The organism is Candidatus Magnetominusculus xianensis (assembly GCA_001541255.1).
GTDB classification, from domain to species: Bacteria; Nitrospirota; Thermodesulfovibrionia; order Thermodesulfovibrionales; family Magnetobacteriaceae; genus Magnetominusculus; species Magnetominusculus xianensis.
On the sequence record LNQR01000081.1, the window covers coordinates 33220 to 51213 of the forward strand.

At 45.7% G+C, this 17994-nt stretch carries 16 protein-coding genes; 10 read left to right on the forward strand and 6 right to left on the reverse strand.

Annotated elements, in window-relative coordinates:
- Positions 1-10: 10 nt before the first annotated feature.
- The 4 genes from ASN18_RS11630 to ASN18_RS11645 form a co-directional block, all read right to left on the reverse strand.
- A complete protein-coding gene (locus tag ASN18_RS11630; RefSeq protein ID WP_085052917.1) occupies positions 11-976 on the reverse strand; it encodes a transglycosylase SLT domain-containing protein in 966 nt (321 codons plus the stop codon).
- 65 nt (positions 977-1041) lie between these two features.
- The gene (locus tag ASN18_RS11635; RefSeq protein WP_085052918.1) at positions 1042-1563 is read right to left on the reverse strand and encodes an integration host factor subunit alpha; all 522 of its coding nucleotides are present in this window, start codon (positions 1561-1563) and stop codon (positions 1042-1044) included.
- A gap of 195 nt (positions 1564-1758) precedes the next feature.
- The gene (locus ASN18_RS11640) at positions 1759-2160 is read right to left on the reverse strand and encodes a hypothetical protein (protein ID WP_157072956.1); all 402 of its coding nucleotides are present in this window, start codon (positions 2158-2160) and stop codon (positions 1759-1761) included.
- A 2-nt stretch (positions 2161-2162) separates the two neighbouring features.
- Complete coding sequence (locus ASN18_RS11645; RefSeq protein WP_085052920.1) at positions 2163-2726, reverse strand: hypothetical protein; 564 nt, start codon at positions 2724-2726, stop codon at positions 2163-2165.
- A gap of 339 nt (positions 2727-3065) precedes the next feature.
- On the opposite strand from ASN18_RS11645, the gene ASN18_RS11650 reads away from it, so the two are divergent.
- Genes ASN18_RS11650 through ASN18_RS11660 form a run of 3 tightly spaced genes read left to right on the forward strand, consistent with a single transcriptional unit; the run spans position 3066 to position 8764 of the window.
- Entirely contained in the window at positions 3066-4442 is a 1377-nt protein-coding gene (locus ASN18_RS11650; protein ID WP_085052921.1) for a TolC family protein, read from the forward strand.
- Positions 4439-5563 (forward strand): efflux RND transporter periplasmic adaptor subunit, encoded by a 1125-nt coding sequence (locus ASN18_RS11655; RefSeq protein ID WP_085052922.1) that lies wholly within the window; start codon positions 4439-4441, stop codon positions 5561-5563. Before ASN18_RS11650 ends, ASN18_RS11655 begins: the two co-directional genes overlap by 4 nt.
- Positions 5564-8764, forward strand: coding sequence for an efflux RND transporter permease subunit (locus ASN18_RS11660; RefSeq protein ID WP_085052923.1), 3201 nt, complete (start codon positions 5564-5566; stop codon positions 8762-8764).
- 16 nt (positions 8765-8780) lie between these two features.
- On the opposite strand, the gene ASN18_RS11665 is transcribed toward ASN18_RS11660, so the two are convergent.
- Positions 8781-9869 (reverse strand): DHH family phosphoesterase, encoded by a 1089-nt coding sequence (locus ASN18_RS11665; protein WP_085052924.1) that lies wholly within the window; start codon positions 9867-9869, stop codon positions 8781-8783.
- Between the two features lie 318 nt (positions 9870-10187).
- Between ASN18_RS11665 and ASN18_RS11670 the strand changes: the two genes are divergently transcribed.
- A complete protein-coding gene (locus tag ASN18_RS11670) occupies positions 10188-11207 on the forward strand; it encodes an NAD-dependent epimerase (RefSeq protein ID WP_085052925.1) in 1020 nt (339 codons plus the stop codon).
- 9 nt (positions 11208-11216) lie between these two features.
- On the opposite strand, the gene ASN18_RS11675 is transcribed toward ASN18_RS11670, so the two are convergent.
- Positions 11217-11660 carry a 3-hydroxyacyl-ACP dehydratase FabZ family protein gene (locus tag ASN18_RS11675; protein WP_085052926.1) on the reverse strand — a complete coding sequence of 148 codons (444 nt, stop codon included), beginning with the start codon at positions 11658-11660 and terminating at the stop codon, positions 11217-11219.
- A 281-nt stretch (positions 11661-11941) separates the two neighbouring features.
- Here ASN18_RS11675 and ASN18_RS11680 point away from each other — a divergent pair, with 281 nt between their 5' ends.
- The 6 genes from ASN18_RS11680 to ASN18_RS11705 all read left to right on the forward strand — a co-directional run bounded on the left by ASN18_RS11680 (position 11942) and on the right by ASN18_RS11705 (position 17987).
- Complete coding sequence (locus tag ASN18_RS11680) at positions 11942-12268, forward strand: SdpI family protein (protein ID WP_236861705.1); 327 nt, start codon at positions 11942-11944, stop codon at positions 12266-12268.
- Positions 12269-12432: 164 nt separating this feature from the next.
- Entirely contained in the window at positions 12433-14025 is a 1593-nt protein-coding gene (locus ASN18_RS11685) for a B12-binding domain-containing radical SAM protein (protein WP_085052928.1), read from the forward strand.
- A 25-nt stretch (positions 14026-14050) separates the two neighbouring features.
- The gene (locus ASN18_RS11690; RefSeq protein ID WP_085052929.1) at positions 14051-14899 is read left to right on the forward strand and encodes a YitT family protein; all 849 of its coding nucleotides are present in this window, start codon (positions 14051-14053) and stop codon (positions 14897-14899) included.
- A gap of 96 nt (positions 14900-14995) precedes the next feature.
- Positions 14996-15406, forward strand: coding sequence for a response regulator (locus ASN18_RS11695; protein WP_157072957.1), 411 nt, complete (start codon positions 14996-14998; stop codon positions 15404-15406).
- Positions 15407-15489: 83 nt separating this feature from the next.
- On the forward strand, positions 15490-17094 hold the full coding sequence (locus tag ASN18_RS11700) for a sensor histidine kinase (protein ID WP_085052930.1): 1605 nt from the start codon (positions 15490-15492) through the stop codon (positions 17092-17094).
- A 116-nt stretch (positions 17095-17210) separates the two neighbouring features.
- Entirely contained in the window at positions 17211-17987 is a 777-nt protein-coding gene (locus tag ASN18_RS11705; RefSeq protein WP_085052931.1) for a polysaccharide deacetylase family protein, read from the forward strand.
- Positions 17988-17994 lie beyond the last annotated feature (7 nt).

Below are 17994 nucleotides of genomic sequence, written 5' to 3' on the forward strand. Positions count from 1 at the left end.
TCTCATTCTACTAAACAGCAGACAGAATCTTGTTGATACGCCAAATTTGTTTTAAGACATCGGGCGGGACTTTGTTATGGGGCTTCTTTTGTACAAGATACTGGCGTTTGATTTCCTCAAGGGTGGTGAGGCGCTCAGGCATGGGCATTTCAAACCATGTATTGAGGTATTGGGCGTAGAGCGTATCGGCAGGGGAGGCAGGCTTACGCAAGGCAGATTTTTTCATGTAAGCCCTGAGGGCCTCTCTGATGCCGAATATTTTATTGACATAGTTTGCGTTTTCATAGCTGTCTGAGTGGAGGGCAAAGTTAGCAGGTTTTCCGCGTAGTTTATTGTAGTAGCGTGCTACGGTGCTTGGCGAACTGTTATATGACCAGAATGCCCAGAGCCAGCGGTCATTATTGGATACTGTTTTGGGGTTAATTTTATATAACCTGTCCCAGCCCTTTGTCAAATCATAGTTGTCTTTCAGGAGTTGTATGGCAGCATCGGTACTTAGTTCGGGGTGTGCCCTGTGGTCTGAGCGGGAATTGATAAGGCCGTAGGATTTGGCCGTAGCGGGCATAAACTGCCAGTAGCCCTTTGCCCCGGAGGAAGAGACGGCGTTTTTGTTCCACATTGATTCGGCCAGAGCCAAAAATATAATCTCAGGTGGGACATCGTTGTCCTGGCATTTATCGTGAATCATCGACAGGTGGTCGTCTTCAAGTAACCTGTGCCAGCCTGCGATGAGATTTTGGTAAGAGGTTTTTAGTTCAATGCCGTTATTTTTTTTATATTTTAGAAGTCTCGTGTCGTAGTCGATGTCTTCTTCGCTGAATATACGCTTCCAATGGAGAATTTTTTTAATATTCTCCTTACCCCCTGGAGCAAACAGACGAGGCGGGCCGAAACAAAGACGTTTAACGAGAGTAGGCTCAACCGCTGGGAAACAATCCCCTGATGGATATAATACCGAGGACAGGACTATTGCCAAAATAACCGGAATAAACTTGAAATTATTAGGTAAGACTCCCCTAAACTGTAGCTTAACCAATGGGCTTAACCGTCACGGTCACGAGGTATTGTCTTGAGTGCCTGCTTGAACTGCTTAAGCCGCGCACTTAAGAGCGTCTTTGATATCCCATGCAACCGGCCAAACTCCGTGTCGGTCAGGTCTGGGTTTTGTTCTTTCATTTCCTGATACTCCGCCCACAGGGAAGGCCAGTCATGTTTTCTGTGTGGTCTCTTTCTCTCAGAAGTAACACCTACCTTACTGATTTCATTAATAACGGCTTCCGCATTGTTTACGGATTTTGCCAGTTTGCTGCAGCGGTGAAACGCCACAACTCTTCTTGGAGCAATCTCTATGCCTTGACCAGTTTTTGGATTTCGGCCTGAGCGTGCCCTCTTAGTTCTAACAGAGAACGTACCAAAATTAGGTATCTTGATAGACTCGCCATCTGTCAGGGTCTCTTTTATCAGGGTTATAATTATATCAAAGATATCGCGCACTTCTGTCTTCTGAAGCCCTATCTTATACGCTATATCTTCGACTATATCAGCCTTGCTTCCTCGTGCCATGCCGGTATTTTATTTTATTTCAGTGATTTAGTCAATATGTATGTCAGGTTAAAGCAAAAATACACAGCAATATTTAACGATTGAGCAAAGACCCTGCGACTATAAATCAAACAGTCTAAACACCCCTTTATATATTCAACTATCGTGGAGATAGTTGAATATATAAACCTACAAAATCAATGCATATTTAGACAATCACGTATAAGACAACTCATCTACAGGTAGCTGCAAAAAACTTGTAAAACATCCCCTGATTTGCTCAACAGTATCATTGACCGTTTGCTCAGGATAAAGTTTCAATATTGTATCTAATACTTTCACGATAGGGGTCGGTGAAGTTTTCGGAAGCCCCATTTTTACAAAGATATGTGCTACTCCCTTTATTGTAAATCCGATACAGTTATTGGGTTCGCTGTGATTCGCATACCATAGAGTAAAAAAACGATTTATCCTCTCCTCTGTATAACTACATTCCTTTACTTGAACACGAATACAATCTAAGTGCTTATCGTAATACGCAAGTGGACGAAAAGGATGCATTGGATACTCTTTCAAAAGCTTTTCAAGCTCATCATCCCATTTTGATTTTTCAGCCATTGTCATAGTTTCTCCTCCTCTCTTGAAAAGATTTTTTCTTCATATCTATCAGCCCATTTTAAAGGCGCACCATCAAGCACAGCATCTTCCTCTACCCAGTTCCATTGTTCTATCCAACCATTTATAATAGGAAACTGATTTATATGATTTTTGTTTTTTGATGTTATCACCACAAATACACGATTGTTAGGAGCATCAAATTCTTTTACTTTATTACCATAGGGACCAAATCCTTCAGGATTTATCTCATAGTCTTTTTTAGGCTTCCATGAATGAATATATTTTTGCCTATCACCCTCCATACAATTATCACAGAATAAATTTCTTTTCAGCCCCGAAAAAACATGCTTGGCCATGATCAAACCAGTTGTAACTAACATAAAGAAGCGAATTAATTCATCAGATTGCCCACGTTCTGAACGTTTACGAATATCAGTTTCTAATATTCCATACTTTACTACTTCAGGCAACCCATTCCTTAAGTCCCATCCATCTACGATATAGACCCACTGACCATTAATCTCAAAGAGAATTTTATCTTCATCTGGTTTAGATTGTTCACTCATGGTCTATTATAATATAGCTGCAAAAAAGTTGTCAAATGCTTTATTTTAGAGATTAATGGTGGTTCTTTTATTGAGATCGTCCTTATACCACCAAGCTGTACTCTTTTTTTTTAATCATTCATATTCATAATGACTTCCTCTTGTTTTGCACATACCCTATATATAGTAAGGATTCGCATAAATGCCTTTTAAACCCACTAAATACGCCATTCTCCTATTCGCATGGATTGTCAAAAATGCGACTTCCAGCAAAAATACTACAAAATTGTAGCAATAGAGTTGCTGTTGCTGGAATAAGTTGACAAATATATCTGCTATGTAATAGATTTGATAAGTAAAATGCTTAAACAAAGCCTAAAATATGTAGCCGTCATTGCCTTAGCGCTGCTGCTTAATGCGCTGCCTGCGTACTGTGAAAACAGTGAACACTCGTCAAATGTCATAACCCTCAAAGAGGCTGTCGCCACTGCCCTCAGGGACAATCACCGGGTAAGGGCAGGAAGATGGGCGGCTGAGGCCCTCAAAAAAGATGTATCCATAGCATGGGGAAGCCTGCTGCCAAAGATTGAAGTCGAAGAGAGCTACAGCAACACCAACAACCCGACATATTTCTTTATGTCTAAACTTGACCAGGGACGCTTTACCAGTGCCGATTTATCCAACTTAAAAAACCCAGCCCCTATCAACAACTATCGCACAACTGTTCAATTCGAGATGCCCGTATTTTCCATGAAGGCATATATCGCCATAGATATGGCCAAAACGAGGGCTGAAGGCCGGGAATTTCAGCAGATGCGTCTTGAGGAGACGACAGTCCTCGATGTGTTTAAGGCATACACAGCTGTTAAAACGGCAAAGGCATATAAGTCAGCGGCAGAAAAAGGTCTTGAGGATGCAAAAGAACATTTGCGCATAGCCAGGGTGCGACTTGACTCCGGCACAGGGCTTCTTTCAGATGTTTTGCAGGCACAGACTGCCATGTCAGAGGTGAAGATGCGTATAGTTACCGCAGAGAAAAACGTAAGTCTTGCACAGCGCTCTCTTGGCCTGATAATAGGAGCAGACCAGCCCTATGACAGCGCCGATGAGAAAATCGCCTTTACCCCGGCTGCCCCAACACAAGTATATCTAAAGGGCGCACTCACCCGCGCAGATATAGCCGCAATGGAGAAAAACCGCGAGAATGCTCAACAATCCGTTTCAATAGCGAAGGCCGAATATCTCCCCACGCTTGCCCTCAGTGGTAATTATCAGTTGAACGAACACAGATACCCATTTGGCGACGAGGGTAAGAGCTATCAGATTGGTGTATATATGAAACTAAATGTCTTTGACGGCTTCAGACGGGAGGCTCAACTGGCAAAGGCAAGACTTGAGGCCGCTGAGGCAGGCGAACACCTCAATGGGATAAAAAAACAGGCCGCATACGAGGTTTATGAGGCCATGATGTCTTTGGATGAGTCTCAGAAGAGACTTTCTCTAACGCGCGATGCCCTCAGTGCCGCAGAGGAGGGCGTAAGGCTTATCGAAAAACGCTACGCCAATTCCCTTGCCCCAATGGTCTCACTGATAGACGCTCAAACTGCCCTCGATAAGGTAAGGGCTGATGCTGCCGCTGCAGAGGGACAGTATCTTGTGTCAACTGCAACGCTTGAATACACAGGCGGCAGGATTTTAGAGTTTTTCGGAGTCGATAATTCAGGGAGGAATCAATGATAAGGCATTTCTTTACGGCAATATTAATAAGCGTTATTTTCACATATGGCTGCGGCGAGAAGATTAAGCCCGGAAATAAGGAGATACCCCGTCCTACAATTACGGCCGTTAAGACCGCTAAGATAACAAAAAGCACCATAAATGACATTTACGAAATCAGCGGCACAGTAAAGGCCGAAAACGTTGCCACACTGTCTTCAAAGATTATGGGTGAGATAAAGTCCATTGCCGTCAAAGAGGGCGACACAGTTAAGGCAGGTCAAACGCTGCTTACTATCGGGGCTGGTGAGTTTGCCAATAAATCTGCCCAGGCACAAGCAGGGGAGGCGGAGGCAGAGGCGGGCCTTAACATGGCAAAGGAGAATAAACAACTTGCAGACACAACCTATGAGAGATTCAAAAAACTCTACGAGGACAAGGCCATATCCAGACAGGAGTTCGACGAGGTAGAGACAAAGAGAAAGCTGGCAGCAATCTCATACTCACAGGCATCAGCGGCACACCAGCGCGCACGGTCTGCCCTCGGCGAGGCGCACGTGTTTTCCGGCTATACAAAGATTACAGCGCCGTTTAATGGTATCGTCGGGAAAAAAATGGTTGACACGGGCGCTATGGCCGCCCCCGGCGTACCGCTTATAACAGTGGAAGACCCCTCCAGCTTTAATGTAATTATTAATGTTGACGAGGGCCTTGCCTCAGATATAAAAAAGGGCACACAGGTTGATCTTTCACTCAGCACCCCGCCGCTTAAAACAAAGGGCACTGTTACAGAGATAAGCCCGCTGGTTGATTCCACAGCGAGGACATTTTCAGTTAAAATCGCTATTGCGCAAAAGGGCTTACGCAGTGGTCTATATGCAGTAGCGGCAATCAGGGGTGGTCAGCGCCAGTCCATTGATGTACCGGAGAGTGCAATCGTGGAAAAAGGACAACTGCGCGGCGTCTATGTCGTTGATAGTAACGGCGTTGTAACATACAGGCTGATTACTACCGGCAGAAAACTTGCCGCGACAGGCACGCTGGAAGTCCTCTCTGGCCTCACAGACGGCGAAGAGATCATTACCGCAGGCACGGCAGTTGACGGCGGGCAGATAACCGGCTACGCGCAAGGCGCTAAATAAATGGAAAAGATTGGCATCTCCGGGAAAATTGCCGGTGCCTTCATAAACTCAAGGCTGACGCCGTTATTAGTGGCGGCCTCGCTGGTTCTCGGCATATTTGCCATCATTGTAACCCCGCGCGAAGAAGAACCGCAAATCATAGTCCCCATGTTTGATGTTATGGTGATGTACCCCGGGGCATCGGCCAAAGAAGTAGAAGAGCGCGTAACCCGCCCGATGGAGAGACTGCTTTATGAAATCAATGGAGTTGAGTATGTGTATTCCATAACCCGGCCCGGCGTGAGTATGGTAATCGTGCGCTTTAATGTCGGTGAGGATACAGAGCGAAGCCTCGTCAAACTCTACGACAAACTGATGTCTAATTATGACAAAATCCCCCCTGGTGTTTCGAACCCCCTCGTGAAACCCAAGTCCATAGACGAGGTCCCAATTCTTACACTGACGATTTCAGGTGAAAAATATGATGGCTACCAGCTCAGGCAAGTCGCAGCAGAAATGGCTAACGAGCTGAAAAAAGACCCCAACGTCGGTGAGATAACAATCACGGGCGGACAAAGAAGGCAGCTTAAGGTGTCCATAGACCCCGTCAAGCTCCGTGCCTACGGCATTTCACCGCTTTCAATTATAAACATGTTTAATACAGCAAACACCCAGATTCCCTCCGGCACGTTCCAAAAGGATAACAAAGAAGTCCTCGTCGAAACAGGAGGGTTTTTAAAAAGCGCCGAAGATGTGGGCAATCTCGTGGTTGGCACAAGCGGCACTTCTGCCATATATTTAAAAAACATTGCCACAATCACTGACGGCCCTGAAGACCCGGCTAACTATGTATTCACCGGCACTGCCCCAGCACACGATAAGTCAGACGCTGATATACGTCAGGCCGTTACCGTCTCACTGGCTAAAAAGAGCGGTTCAAACGCTACAACAATAGCTAAAAAGGCAATCGAAAAGGCGCAGGAGATGAAGGGCTGGATAATCCCTAAAGACATCGACATAAATGTGACCAGAAACTACGGTGAGTCTGCAGAAGAGAAATCAAATGAACTCCTTGACCACCTGATGATAGCCACATTGTCGGTTATTATTCTCATAGCGCTGACACTGGGCTGGAAGGAATCTATTGTAGTGGCCGTTGCCGTACCGGTTACACTTGCCCTGACGCTCTTAGTAACATATGTCTATGGTTATACACTTAACCGCGTAACGCTGTTTTCCCTGATTTTCTCTATAGGAATCCTCGTCGATGACGCCATTGTGGTTGTTGAGAACATCCACAGGCATTTTAAAACAGGCGGGGCAAGCATAAAAACGGCGGTAATGGCGGTTGACGAAGTAGGCAATCCGACCATACTTGCCACGTTTACGGTAATTGCGGCACTGCTGCCGATGGCCTTCGTAAGCGGGCTGATGGGGCCGTATATGAGACCCATACCGGTGGGGGCGTCTGCGGCGATGATATTTTCTATTTTGATTGCCTTTATTGTTACGCCGTGGATGAGCTATAAGGTCTTAAGAAATGTTAAGCATGGCGGCCGCTCTGAAAAGACAGAGGGCAAGACAATGCTGGCATTCTATGAAAAGATGCTCAGGCCGTTAATCCAGCACCGTGGGTACAGGATTGTGGGGCTTATGTCTGTTGCAGGGCTGCTTATGCTGACACTGCTTATGCTGCCGCTTAAGCTGGTAACTGTGAAGATGCTTCCCTTTGACAACAAGAGTGAGATACAAATAATCATAGACATGCCTGCCGGGACGACACTTGAACAGACCGCGGCGGCAACCCGCGCTATCTCAGAGTTCATACGTACTGTTACCGAGGTCAAGGACTTTCAGCTTTATATCGGGACGGCAGCGCCGTTTAATTTTAACGGGCTGGTCAGACACTACTACTTAAGGCAGCAGCCAAACCAGGCAGACATTCAGATAAACCTCGTCGAAAAAGGCAGTCGCAAGGCACAAAGCCACGATGTTGCCAAGCGCATACGCGGCCCGATTCAGGAGCTGGCAAAGAGATTCGGCGCAAATGTAAAAATAGCTGAAATCCCACCTGGCCCCCCGGTACTCAGTACACTTGTTGCAGAGCTGTATGGCCCTGACCCTGTGAGACAGACTGAGCTTGCTAAACAGGTAAAGGAAATATTTGAGAATACTCCGGGTGTTGTCGATGTGGACTGGTTTGTCGAGGCGGATGCAGAGAAGTACATACTTAAAATAGACAAGACCAAGGCGGCAGTGGCCGGGGTATCCCCTGAGGCGGCTGCCTCAACGCTGCGCGTATTTCTTGGGGGCACAGCGTCGGGGCTTATTCACGATGATAAATCCAAAGAGCCGGTTGAGATATACTTACAGGCCCCACGGGACAAGCGCTCAGGCATAAACGAACTCAAGGGGCTGACCGTTGTCAGCGCATCAGGGAAATTAGTAGCTCTGTCTGAGCTTGTCAACGTAGTCAGCACCACAGAGGACAAGACCATTTTCCACAAAAACCTCAGACGAGTTGTCTATGTCGTAGGTGATGTGGCGGGAAAGGAGGAAAGCCCCGCCTATGCGATATTGAAAATGAAAGATGCAGTAAAGGCATTAAAACTAAGCGAAGGGTATGAGCTGACTCAGCATTTTTCTGAGATGCCCTGGCTTGAGAAACGATATTCATTAAAGTGGGATGGAGAGTGGCAGATAACCTATGATGTGTTCGTAGATATGGGGATAGCCTTTGGAGCGGTGTTGATATTGATTTATGTGCTTGTTGTGGGGTGGTTTAAGAACTTCTTAACGCCGGTAATCATTATGGTGCCAATACCGTTGACTCTGGTTGGGATACTGCCCGGGCATTGGATTATGGGGGCGTTTTTTACGGCTACAAGCATGATAGGGTTTATTGCCCTTGCCGGTATAATCGTGCGTAACTCCATATTGCTTGTAGACTTTATTCAGCACGACTGGAAGGAAAGCGGTAACCTCTCAGACGCCATAATAAAGGCAGGGGCGGTCCGCTTTATGCCAATATCGCTGACTGCGGCAGCGGTGCTTGTCGGTTCTGTGGTAATGCTGTTTGACCCGATATTTCAGGGACTTGCCATATCAATGATGTTCGGGGCACTGAGCGCTACACTGCTGACGCTTATTGCCGTGCCGCTTTTGTATTACGAATTCTACAGGAATAAGGAATGTCCTGTGGAAGATTGCAGCGAGGGCTGATAACGAGTTTCGGCCCTCATATATCGAAGGAATTTGCCTCGCCCATGTCGTTGTCTCTGACGTTGGCTCGCTCGTTGATAGATAATTCTTCAAGGATAAGATGGTCCATTTTTCGCTTCACAAGGGAAATCAACTCGCCCTTTAGTTCATCTCCGGCCCAAAACCCTGATGGCAGCTTGATAAATGCCCCGCCCTCTGCAACTCCCACAGATGATGTCTTAACGCCGCTGTTTTTACCGAAGCGTTCGGTCAAAAAATCGTGGAATGACATGGAAGGATCAGTACATCTGGCCGAGATTCTTACGATGGAGTTATCGACGATTCCCCATGTGACGGCCACCTGAATTTCAGGCATTCTTATAAGACTATCTGCAATGATTGCCAACTGGTCGGCGTCTTTAGAGGAGACGAAGCCGATGCCGGTCACAAGTCTGCCTTCTTTCATCTTCCAGTTGTTGACAGCCTCTTTGAAGTGTTCAAAGTAGCGTTGTGGCAGGGGATAGCTTTGCAACTGGCGAAATACCTCTTTGTCTGCAAGCTCAAGCAGTTTGGAGTACGCAAGTACATCCCGTTCGGTTGCGTTTATAAGCATTTTCGTATCAGTGAATACGGCAAGTGACCCCAGGGTTGCCTCTTTGCTGTTTTTGGGTAGTGTATAGCCCATCGAAAAGAGCAGCTCTGCAAGCAGGGTTGTTGCTGCGCCTATTCTTTCAATCAGGATAAATCCGTTTTCATCATATTCCTCTCTGGTCTTCAAGTCGGTATCATGGTGGTCGATTATTATTATTGGGTCTATGACGCGTCCCATAAGACGCGAATCGTTTACCATAGAGGAGTCTACAAGAGCGCAGGACTTGATTTCCTTAGGCATTTCCTTGATAGGAAACATTATGGAACCAAGGTCAAACAGCGTAAACATGGTACGGTTTTGAGGATGCCCGAAGTGTCCGCAGTAGTATATTGTTACGTCTTTGCCTAACTTCATGGCTATATAACGCAAAAGCATTGCAGAACCTATTGCATCCGGGTCAACCTGGGTTATTACGATTGGGACTGTATCCATGTCATCTATCGTTTTTTTCAGTTGTTCAGTTAGTTCTATCACTGTTTCACCTCTCTAATAAGAACTGCAAAGCAGCAGTGTGTATTATCATATCTTTACTATAAGGCTATAGTCAATATTGACTCTAATCCCAGGGCAAACGCATTTCAACATAGGATGATTTTCTCCATAGAATAACATACACGCTTACCCTAACATACGAGGACATTTTTACTTTAGCGGGACAACCTGCTGCACAAACATTGACAGGATGAACCACAATGGTTTAGCATATACACACGGTATTATGATGACAATAGATTATGGCAGTTTCTCTGCCGCCACAACTAACAACAAGGTGAAAACCGCAATAGGAGCTAAATGACTAAGAATAAAATACTGATAACAGGCGGGGCAGGGTTTATAGGCTTTCACCTTTGCAGGAGATTGATAACGCACGGGTTTGAGGTCATAGCCATAGATAATCTCAACGACTACTACGATGTACGAATAAAGCATGACAGGCTTAAGCTGCTTGAGGGTGCGGAGAATTTTCGATTTATAAAGCTGGATATCTCCGACATAGCCGCCATGGAGAGGCTTTTTGCCGGGGAGAAATTCGATTATGTTGTAAATCTTGCAGCCCAGGCAGGGGTTCGTTATTCTATAAAAAATCCCCGCGCCTATATTGACAGCAATATATTGGGCTTTGCCAATGTGCTTGAGGGCTGTCGGCACAATAAAGTAAAACACCTCATATTTGCCTCGTCAAGCTCAGTCTATGGGGCAAACAGACACATTCCTTTCTCAGTACACCACAACGTTGACCATCCAGTTTCGCTTTATGCAGCGACAAAAAAATCAAACGAACTGCTTGCTCACACATATTGCAGCCTCTATGGGCTTCCATGCACTGGGCTTCGGTTTTTCACTGTTTATGGCCCGTGGGGACGCCCTGATATGGCCCTGTTTCTGTTTATCAAGGCAATCCTTGAGGACAGGCCAATTGATGTCTTTAACTACGGAGACATGAGGCGTGACTTTACCTATATAGACGATATCGTAGAGGGGGTATTCAGGCTGATTGAGCGCATCCCCGCGCCTAATCCCGAATGGGACGCCCAAAACCCAGACCCATCATCAAGTTATGCACCGTATAAACTTTACAACATCGGCAACAACAACCCTGTCGGCCTGTTAAAATTTATTGAAATAATCGAAGACACCCTTGGAAGAAAGGCAGAGAAAAACCTCCTGCCGATGCAGCCAGGTGATGTTGCAGAGACATACGCCGACATAGAGAAACTCACCAGAGACACAGGCTTCACACCGTCTACGCCGCTTGACGCCGGGGTCGAACAATTCGTCGCATGGTACAAGGAGTATTATAAAATCCCTTAGTACCGTGTCTTAGTACTGTATCTGACCGCTGCGCTTTGTAATAGACGTCAGTGTTATTTCAGCCGTTGAGATAGTCTGCCCGTCAACGCTGACATTTGTCCTGAAGATATACAAGGGGGGGAATTTCTTAATAAGCTCCGACTCTATGATGAGTACATCACCCGCCACAACTGATTTGACATGGTGTGCATCGTTAATCATCGTCAGAAAGGCCATTTCGATTTCCTCAGCTTCAAGGACAAGCCCGGAGGCCTGGGCCATTGCCTCTACAAGCAGCACAAAAGGAAAACACTGTTGTCCAACACTGCCAGCTGAGGCGCTAAACACTTCCTCACCCGCAGTAACCACCTTCAATGCCTTAATGCGCTGCCCCTTTTCAATCTCCAACACCTTCTCAATAAAGATAAATGGTTCAGCGTGCGGCAGCCGTTTAACTAGTTCGTGCTTGTTCATCTACCATATCCCACAATATCAATTATCTTAGCACATCCCACATCTGATATTTATTTAACGGAGTACAACAGTACTTTTTTCATGGCAGCGTTTCATGGCAGCGATAGTATAACATTTTTGGGCTGCTATTTTATTGATGATGAATTAGTCTATCAACATGCACCGTCCCTAATTACCTGCACGCAGCTTGACATCCCCCCGAACTATATGATTAAATAGGCAATTCGCTATATTGCGTGATTCGCATTTTTCTAAGTGTTAGAGGGTTGACAGGAGGACGAGTGTTCGACCAGCCGTTTATCGTACCTGCCCTTATTATTCTGCTTATATCTGTACCGCTTGTAATAGGTATCATACCCAGAAATAATTTCTACGGTGTTAGAAACAAAAAAACGCTCTCAGGCGATTATTTCTGGTACAAGGGCAACAGGTTTGGAGGCTGGACGTTGATAGCCGCAAGTCTGACATACATGCTAACGGCGGCAGCATTCCCATACAACAATGCAGTAGTTGATAATTTCTCAATCTGGCAGATACATCTTGGTGTCTTATTGTTATCATTGATAGGGAGTCTTGTCTTTACTTTTATATATATCAAGAGGTTATAGCATCTCTAAAGTTTCACCGACAGCAGGTAGAAAAAAATACGCTGCTAATGATATACTACCTTACTACTGATGTTATATTGGGAATTGCGAATGTTGACAGGCCGGTATCTCCATTACCTTCTGGACGATAAAACGGCATCTTTATATTTAAGGGGACTTAACGGGTGACAATTACCCTGTTAGCACCTACCTCACCGGATATATCTGCCTTTGGTGTTCGCGCCCTGTCTGCGTATTTAAAACTGCATGGCAAGGAAGTCAGACTTATATTTCTGCCCGGCGGTGTTGAGAAATTCAAATACCGCCATGGGTTTAAATACGAATACGACAAACACGTTGTCGAGCAAGTTGTAGAACTCTGCCGCGGCTCAGGGCTTGTCGGCATATCATTCATGAGCAACTATCTTGACAGGGCGATGCAGCTTGCCGCTGCGGTTAAATCTGCCCTTGACGTCCCGCTGGCAGTCGGTGGCATACATCCAACTGTGATGCCAGAAGAATGTCTTAATTTTGCAGACATTGTCTGTGTTGGTGAGGGTGAGGAGGCCGTCCTTGAGCTTGTCAACCGTATTGAACAGGGTATGGATTACTCAGATATTAAGAACCTCTGCGTCAGGAAAAACGGCTCAGTCATCCGCAATCCCCTGCGCCCGCTCACACAAAACCTTGACGACCTGCCGCACTACGATTTTTCCCTTGACGGGCACTATGTCTATGACAATATAAAGAAATCTATTGAACCTATGACCAAAGACCTGCTTAAGCGCTCCTTCCCGCTTGAGCCGCACCTTGAGGGTTCATTTAATGATTCATACAAACGGACGATTTCATATAAGACACTGACAACACGCGGCTGTCCGCACCACTGCACGTTTTGTGCAGAGAAGACGCTGGCAGATATGTACACAGGGCAGCGCTACCTACGTAAGCGCGGCTTTGCCCATATTATGGAAGAACTGCTATGGGTCAAGCGTGAGCTGCCGTTTGTTGAGAGCATATTTCTCTTTGACGACACGTTCTTAGTCCGCTCGAACGAGGAGATTAAGGAATTCTCAAAGATTTATAAAGAGACCATCGGTCTGCCATTTCACATTCAGGCAAGCCCCTCGACCGTTACAGAAGAAAAGATGCAGTACCTGACAGATGCCGGTCTCGTGTTCGTAGAAATGGGGATTCAATCGATGAGTACAATGGCGAAGGACCTTTACAAGCGAAACGTCTCTGAGGAGTCAATACTCAAGGCCGCTGCGATTTTCCATAAATACCGCCATAAGATATATCCCCCGTGCTATCACGTAATCCTGGATAACCCATGGGAAAAGCCGGAGGACGTAATTGAGACACTCTCACTTGTGTTGAAGCTGCCAAGTCCGTTCTGGCTGAAGCGTGCGTCTCTGGTGTGTTTCCCCGGCACTGATCTATATAACAAGGCAAGACGCGATGAAATTATACAGACCGAAGAGGACGAATGGCGGGAGATATATGCCAAACACCTGCACACGCCGCACGGTTCATATGTAAATTTTCTGATGTATTTAGCAGGCTTCTCACGCCTGCCGCGCGCCATTATAAGCCTGCTGTCACGCGGTGTATTCGTCAATCTGTTAGAAAAAGAAAAACTCACCGGCCTCTACAATGAACTTAACAGACTTGGAGAGACATCGATTATAGCTGCCAAAGGTCTCCGCTCCCTGCTCAAGGGGGATTTCCGGCGTATATACAGATATTTTATTAAGGTCACATCCAAGACATCATAGGGCGTAAGAGCTGTAACTGCCGCAGATGAACAAAACATTTTTGATATTAAAGCAGTACATACTGATATTTGTTGGGGCACTGATAGCTTCCGTAGGGCTTGAGATTTTTTTAATACCCAATAACATAATAGACGGCGGCGTCACAGGTGTGTCTATTATTTCAGGGTATCTGACAGGCTACCCTGTTGGGGTTTTTATCTTTGTGCTGAACCTGCCTTTTGTTGTGATAGGATATAAATATATTGGCAAGTCTTTTACAGCTTCAACCTTTTTTGCGATAACCTGTCTGTCGGTGATGATAACGCTGCTGCATCCTGTGCCGGGGCTGACAAAGGATTTGCTGCTTGCAGCGGTTTTTGGGGGGATATTCCTGGGCATAGGCACAGGGCTGATAATAAGGTATGGCGGGTCTTTGGATGGAACAGAGATAGTTGCCATACTTTTGGATAAAAGAACTGGGTTTACAGTTGGCGAGGTTGTACTGTTTTTTAACATATTTATATTATCGAGCGCAGGGCTGGTGTTTGGATGGGACAGGGCAATGTACTCACTGTTGGCTTATTTGCTTGCATTTAAGGTTATTGATATCACCATAGAGGGCGTCGATGGGACTAAGGCCGTGCTTATAGTGTCGCAAAGAGCAGAGATTATAGCAGAAGAGCTTATGTCACGCCTGGGTAGAGGCGTGACATTTTTTCAGGGCAGGGGGGCATTCTCAGGTCAGTCACGGATGATTATTTATTCAATTATCTCAAGACTTGAAATAGCCAAGATGAAATCAATTGTCTCAGAGATAGATTCAAATGCCTTTGTCAGCATATTCGACGTCCATGAGGTGCTTGGCGGAACGCTGCATAAAAGAAAGCAGTTATAATTTTACACACTATTCACCAGCCCCCTATTACAGTACACTTCCTCTGTACTATTCAATATTTTTCTTGACAACACAGGAGCTTTTGATGTAGTGTTGATGATGACAAGCAGTAAGTTTGAAGTACTACTTCTGGACGACGAGCCGATTGTAGGCAAGCGTCTGAGGCCTGCCATTCTGAAATTAGGCTGTGGGGTTGAGGTCTTCGAGAGCCCTGCTAAGGCGATAAAGAGAATAAACGAGAAGGAATTTGACGTAGTAGTCACAGACATTCGCATGGACGAAATAGACGGCATAGAGGTGCTGGAGTATGTAACGAAGAAATCGAGCCGAACAAAGGTAATCATGATAACCGGCTATGCCATGATGGAGCTGGCACGTCAGGCGATGGAAAAAGGTGCCTTTGATTTCATTGCAAAGCCGTTCAAGCCGGAAGACTTACGAGTGGTAATCGTAAAAGCAGCAGAAGCGTTAGGCGTAAAATTAACCCTCTCTCATGAACCGCAGTAATCTATGCATTATTTATTAAGAGACGGCACACTGGCAGGCTCTTCAAATCATCGCAAAATTGTGGGCTAAATTGTGGAGATGTGATGTTCAACAATTGTCTTGATAAATGGTATAAATGCGCACTGCAGCGTCTTAAGCGCGTCCTTGATGCTGCCGTAGAAAGGCAGGCCATTCGTGACGCCTCAGACGACGGTGACAGTTCATTAAGGAAACCAGACAGGGTACTACGATTTACAATTAAGGCGCATGTATATATCGGTTTCGTATTTGCCTTCCTGATAGCCTTCTCCATCGGCATAGCGCTTGTTATCACGCTGCTTATGATGGATAGAAATTTGGAGGTAGTAGAGATATCAAATAAATATGTATACCATATATTAGAGGCGCGCAGCTACGAGAAGGATTTTCTCCTGAATGGGGTCGGCTTAAAGGATGCCATCAAAAATATAAGGGCGTTGAAAGACCTATTCTTAGAACACTATGGCGAAATCAAAAAGATAGTAGGAAGCAATGACCTGTTGTCGAAGACCGATAAATACGGCAAGCTGCTCGAAACCCTCGAAGACCTTCAGGCAGTGACCGTCTCATCTGCTGAATTATCTGCCAGACGGGAAAAAATAAAAGATGAGCTGCAGGCGCTCGGAGGCGAAATGGTAATCGTCGCAAAGGAGCTGATGAGAAAGGAACGGGATTCCCTTGATAAGTCAATGCTTTTGTTCAGGGTAGTTCATATATATGCGGCGGTATTTTTAATCTTGTTTATAACCTTTATTTTGCATCTTTTGGGTTTCAGGGTGTTAAGGACACTAAACCGTTTTACTGTATATATGAGCCAGATATCCTCAAGCAGACACTCAAAATTTCAGTCATCGTCGTTTTACAGGGATGAATTCTCAGACTTGTCTGGTGTTCTTGAACAACTGGTCAAGGAATATGACAGACAGCAGACTATAATCTCTCAATCCCACAAGCTGCGGGCCGTGGGCACATTGACTGCCGGAGTTGCACACGAGCTTAATAATCCGATTAACAATATCACGCTCACCGCACATATGCTCCTTGAGGACTACCTGGAACTGTCAGACGACGAACGCCTCGACATGATAAAAGACCTGATTGACGAGGCCGGAAGGGCGCGTCTTATCGTACGCAACCTGCTTGACTTTGCGCGCGAGAGCGAGAGCATAATGGAGCCTATTGGTATTGGAGATGTGCTGGAGGAGACATTAAAAATATCAGGAAGCCAGGTAAAACTTGCTGGCGTAAATATAGAACTAAAAATTGCGCCGAATCTCCCTCGCATACACGGCGACAGACACCAGCTCCAACAGGTGTTTCTGAACCTGCTCTTAAATGCCCTCGACGTATCAACCAAAGGAGGACATTTGAAAATAGAAGTAGCGATGGCTGATGAGGACAACTTTGTGGCCGTGAAAGTAACTGACTTCGGGCAGGGAATCCCGGACCACATACTTCATCACATATTCGATCCATTCTTCACGACAAAGACCAAGGGAAAGGGTACTGGGCTTGGCCTTTCAGTATCCCAGGGAATAATCGCAAAGCACGGCGGGCATATCACCGTCAGCACCAAGCAACAACGCGGTACGACATTTACTGTGAAACTTCCCATTACCACTATCCCGGCTGATTTTAGCCACTCACAGGTGCTGCTGAACAATCAGTAAAAATGGCGTCTGCTAAACTCCCAAAATGCCAAATATTTTTTTCACCGAAACAAATAGCTTGCAGAATTTATGATTTTTCGTTTATCATTGAGATTATATCAAGGAGGATTTTTAGTATGAGAATCAAATGGTCGGTTGCCTTAACACTGGTTGTGTTTATGTTGATTGTCGTTCCTGCGGCGTCTGCCTCTACTAAAAAAGCTGCGGCCGGGGTGCCGATATTGCTCTATCACCGGCTTGGGCCAACCGTTGCCGACAGCATGACTATAACGACACCAGTTTTCGAGTCACACTTAAAATATCTCAAGCAAAACGGCTACACCGTAGTCCCGCTTAGGCAGGTGATTGACAGCCTGAAAAACAAAAAACCCCTTCCGGAACATGCAGTGGTAATCGTTACCGACGATGCTCATAAGTCTATCTATACCGATATGCTGCCGCTTATAAAGAAATACCAGGTACCTGTTACCCTTTTTATATACCCTTCGGCAATCTCAAACGCCTCATATGCCATGACATGGAATCAATTGAAAGAGCTGAAAGAGACGGGACTTTTTGATTTTCAGTCACACACGTACTGGCACCCAAATTTCAAGAGAGAAAAAAAGAAACTAGACCAGAAGGAATACGAGAAACTCGTGGAGACACAGTTAAAGAAATCTAAGGATAAGCTGGAGAAGGAGTTTGGTGCAAAGATAGACCTGCTTGCGTGGCCATTCGGGATATACGACGACTATCTGATGGGCAAGGCGTCTGAGGCAGGGTATGCGGCTGCGTTTTCTATCGAGCGGCGCCCGGTCAGAAGCGGTGACAACATGATGTCGCTGCCGCGCTTCCTTCTTGAGAATTCTAACCAGGGGAAGTCGTTTGAGAGGTTGTTAACAGAGAATTGATTAAAAT

Bases quoted from the DNA above. Each gene is read 5' to 3' on its own strand.
- ASN18_RS11700 (WP_085052930.1), top strand. From the start codon at position 15,490: ATGTTCAACAATTGTCTTGATAAATGGTATAAATGCGCACTGCAGCGT.
- ASN18_RS11645 (WP_085052920.1), bottom strand. From the start codon at position 2,726: ATGAGTGAACAATCTAAACCAGATGAAGATAAAATTCTCTTTGAGATT.
- ASN18_RS11635 (WP_085052918.1), bottom strand. From the start codon at position 1,563: ATGGCACGAGGAAGCAAGGCTGATATAGTCGAAGATATAGCGTATAAG.
- ASN18_RS11705 (WP_085052931.1), top strand. From the start codon at position 17,211: ATGAGAATCAAATGGTCGGTTGCCTTAACACTGGTTGTGTTTATGTTG.
- ASN18_RS11660 (WP_085052923.1), top strand. From the start codon at position 5,564: ATGGAAAAGATTGGCATCTCCGGGAAAATTGCCGGTGCCTTCATAAAC.
- ASN18_RS11690 (WP_085052929.1), top strand. From the start codon at position 14,051: ATGAACAAAACATTTTTGATATTAAAGCAGTACATACTGATATTTGTT.
- ASN18_RS11640 (WP_157072956.1), bottom strand. From the start codon at position 2,160: ATGGCTGAAAAATCAAAATGGGATGATGAGCTTGAAAAGCTTTTGAAA.
- ASN18_RS11675 (WP_085052926.1), bottom strand. From the start codon at position 11,660: ATGAACAAGCACGAACTAGTTAAACGGCTGCCGCACGCTGAACCATTT.
- ASN18_RS11695 (WP_157072957.1), top strand. From the start codon at position 14,996: ATGATGACAAGCAGTAAGTTTGAAGTACTACTTCTGGACGACGAGCCG.
- ASN18_RS11670 (WP_085052925.1), top strand. From the start codon at position 10,188: ATGACTAAGAATAAAATACTGATAACAGGCGGGGCAGGGTTTATAGGC.
- ASN18_RS11655 (WP_085052922.1), top strand. From the start codon at position 4,439: ATGATAAGGCATTTCTTTACGGCAATATTAATAAGCGTTATTTTCACA.
- ASN18_RS11650 (WP_085052921.1), top strand. From the start codon at position 3,066: ATGCTTAAACAAAGCCTAAAATATGTAGCCGTCATTGCCTTAGCGCTG.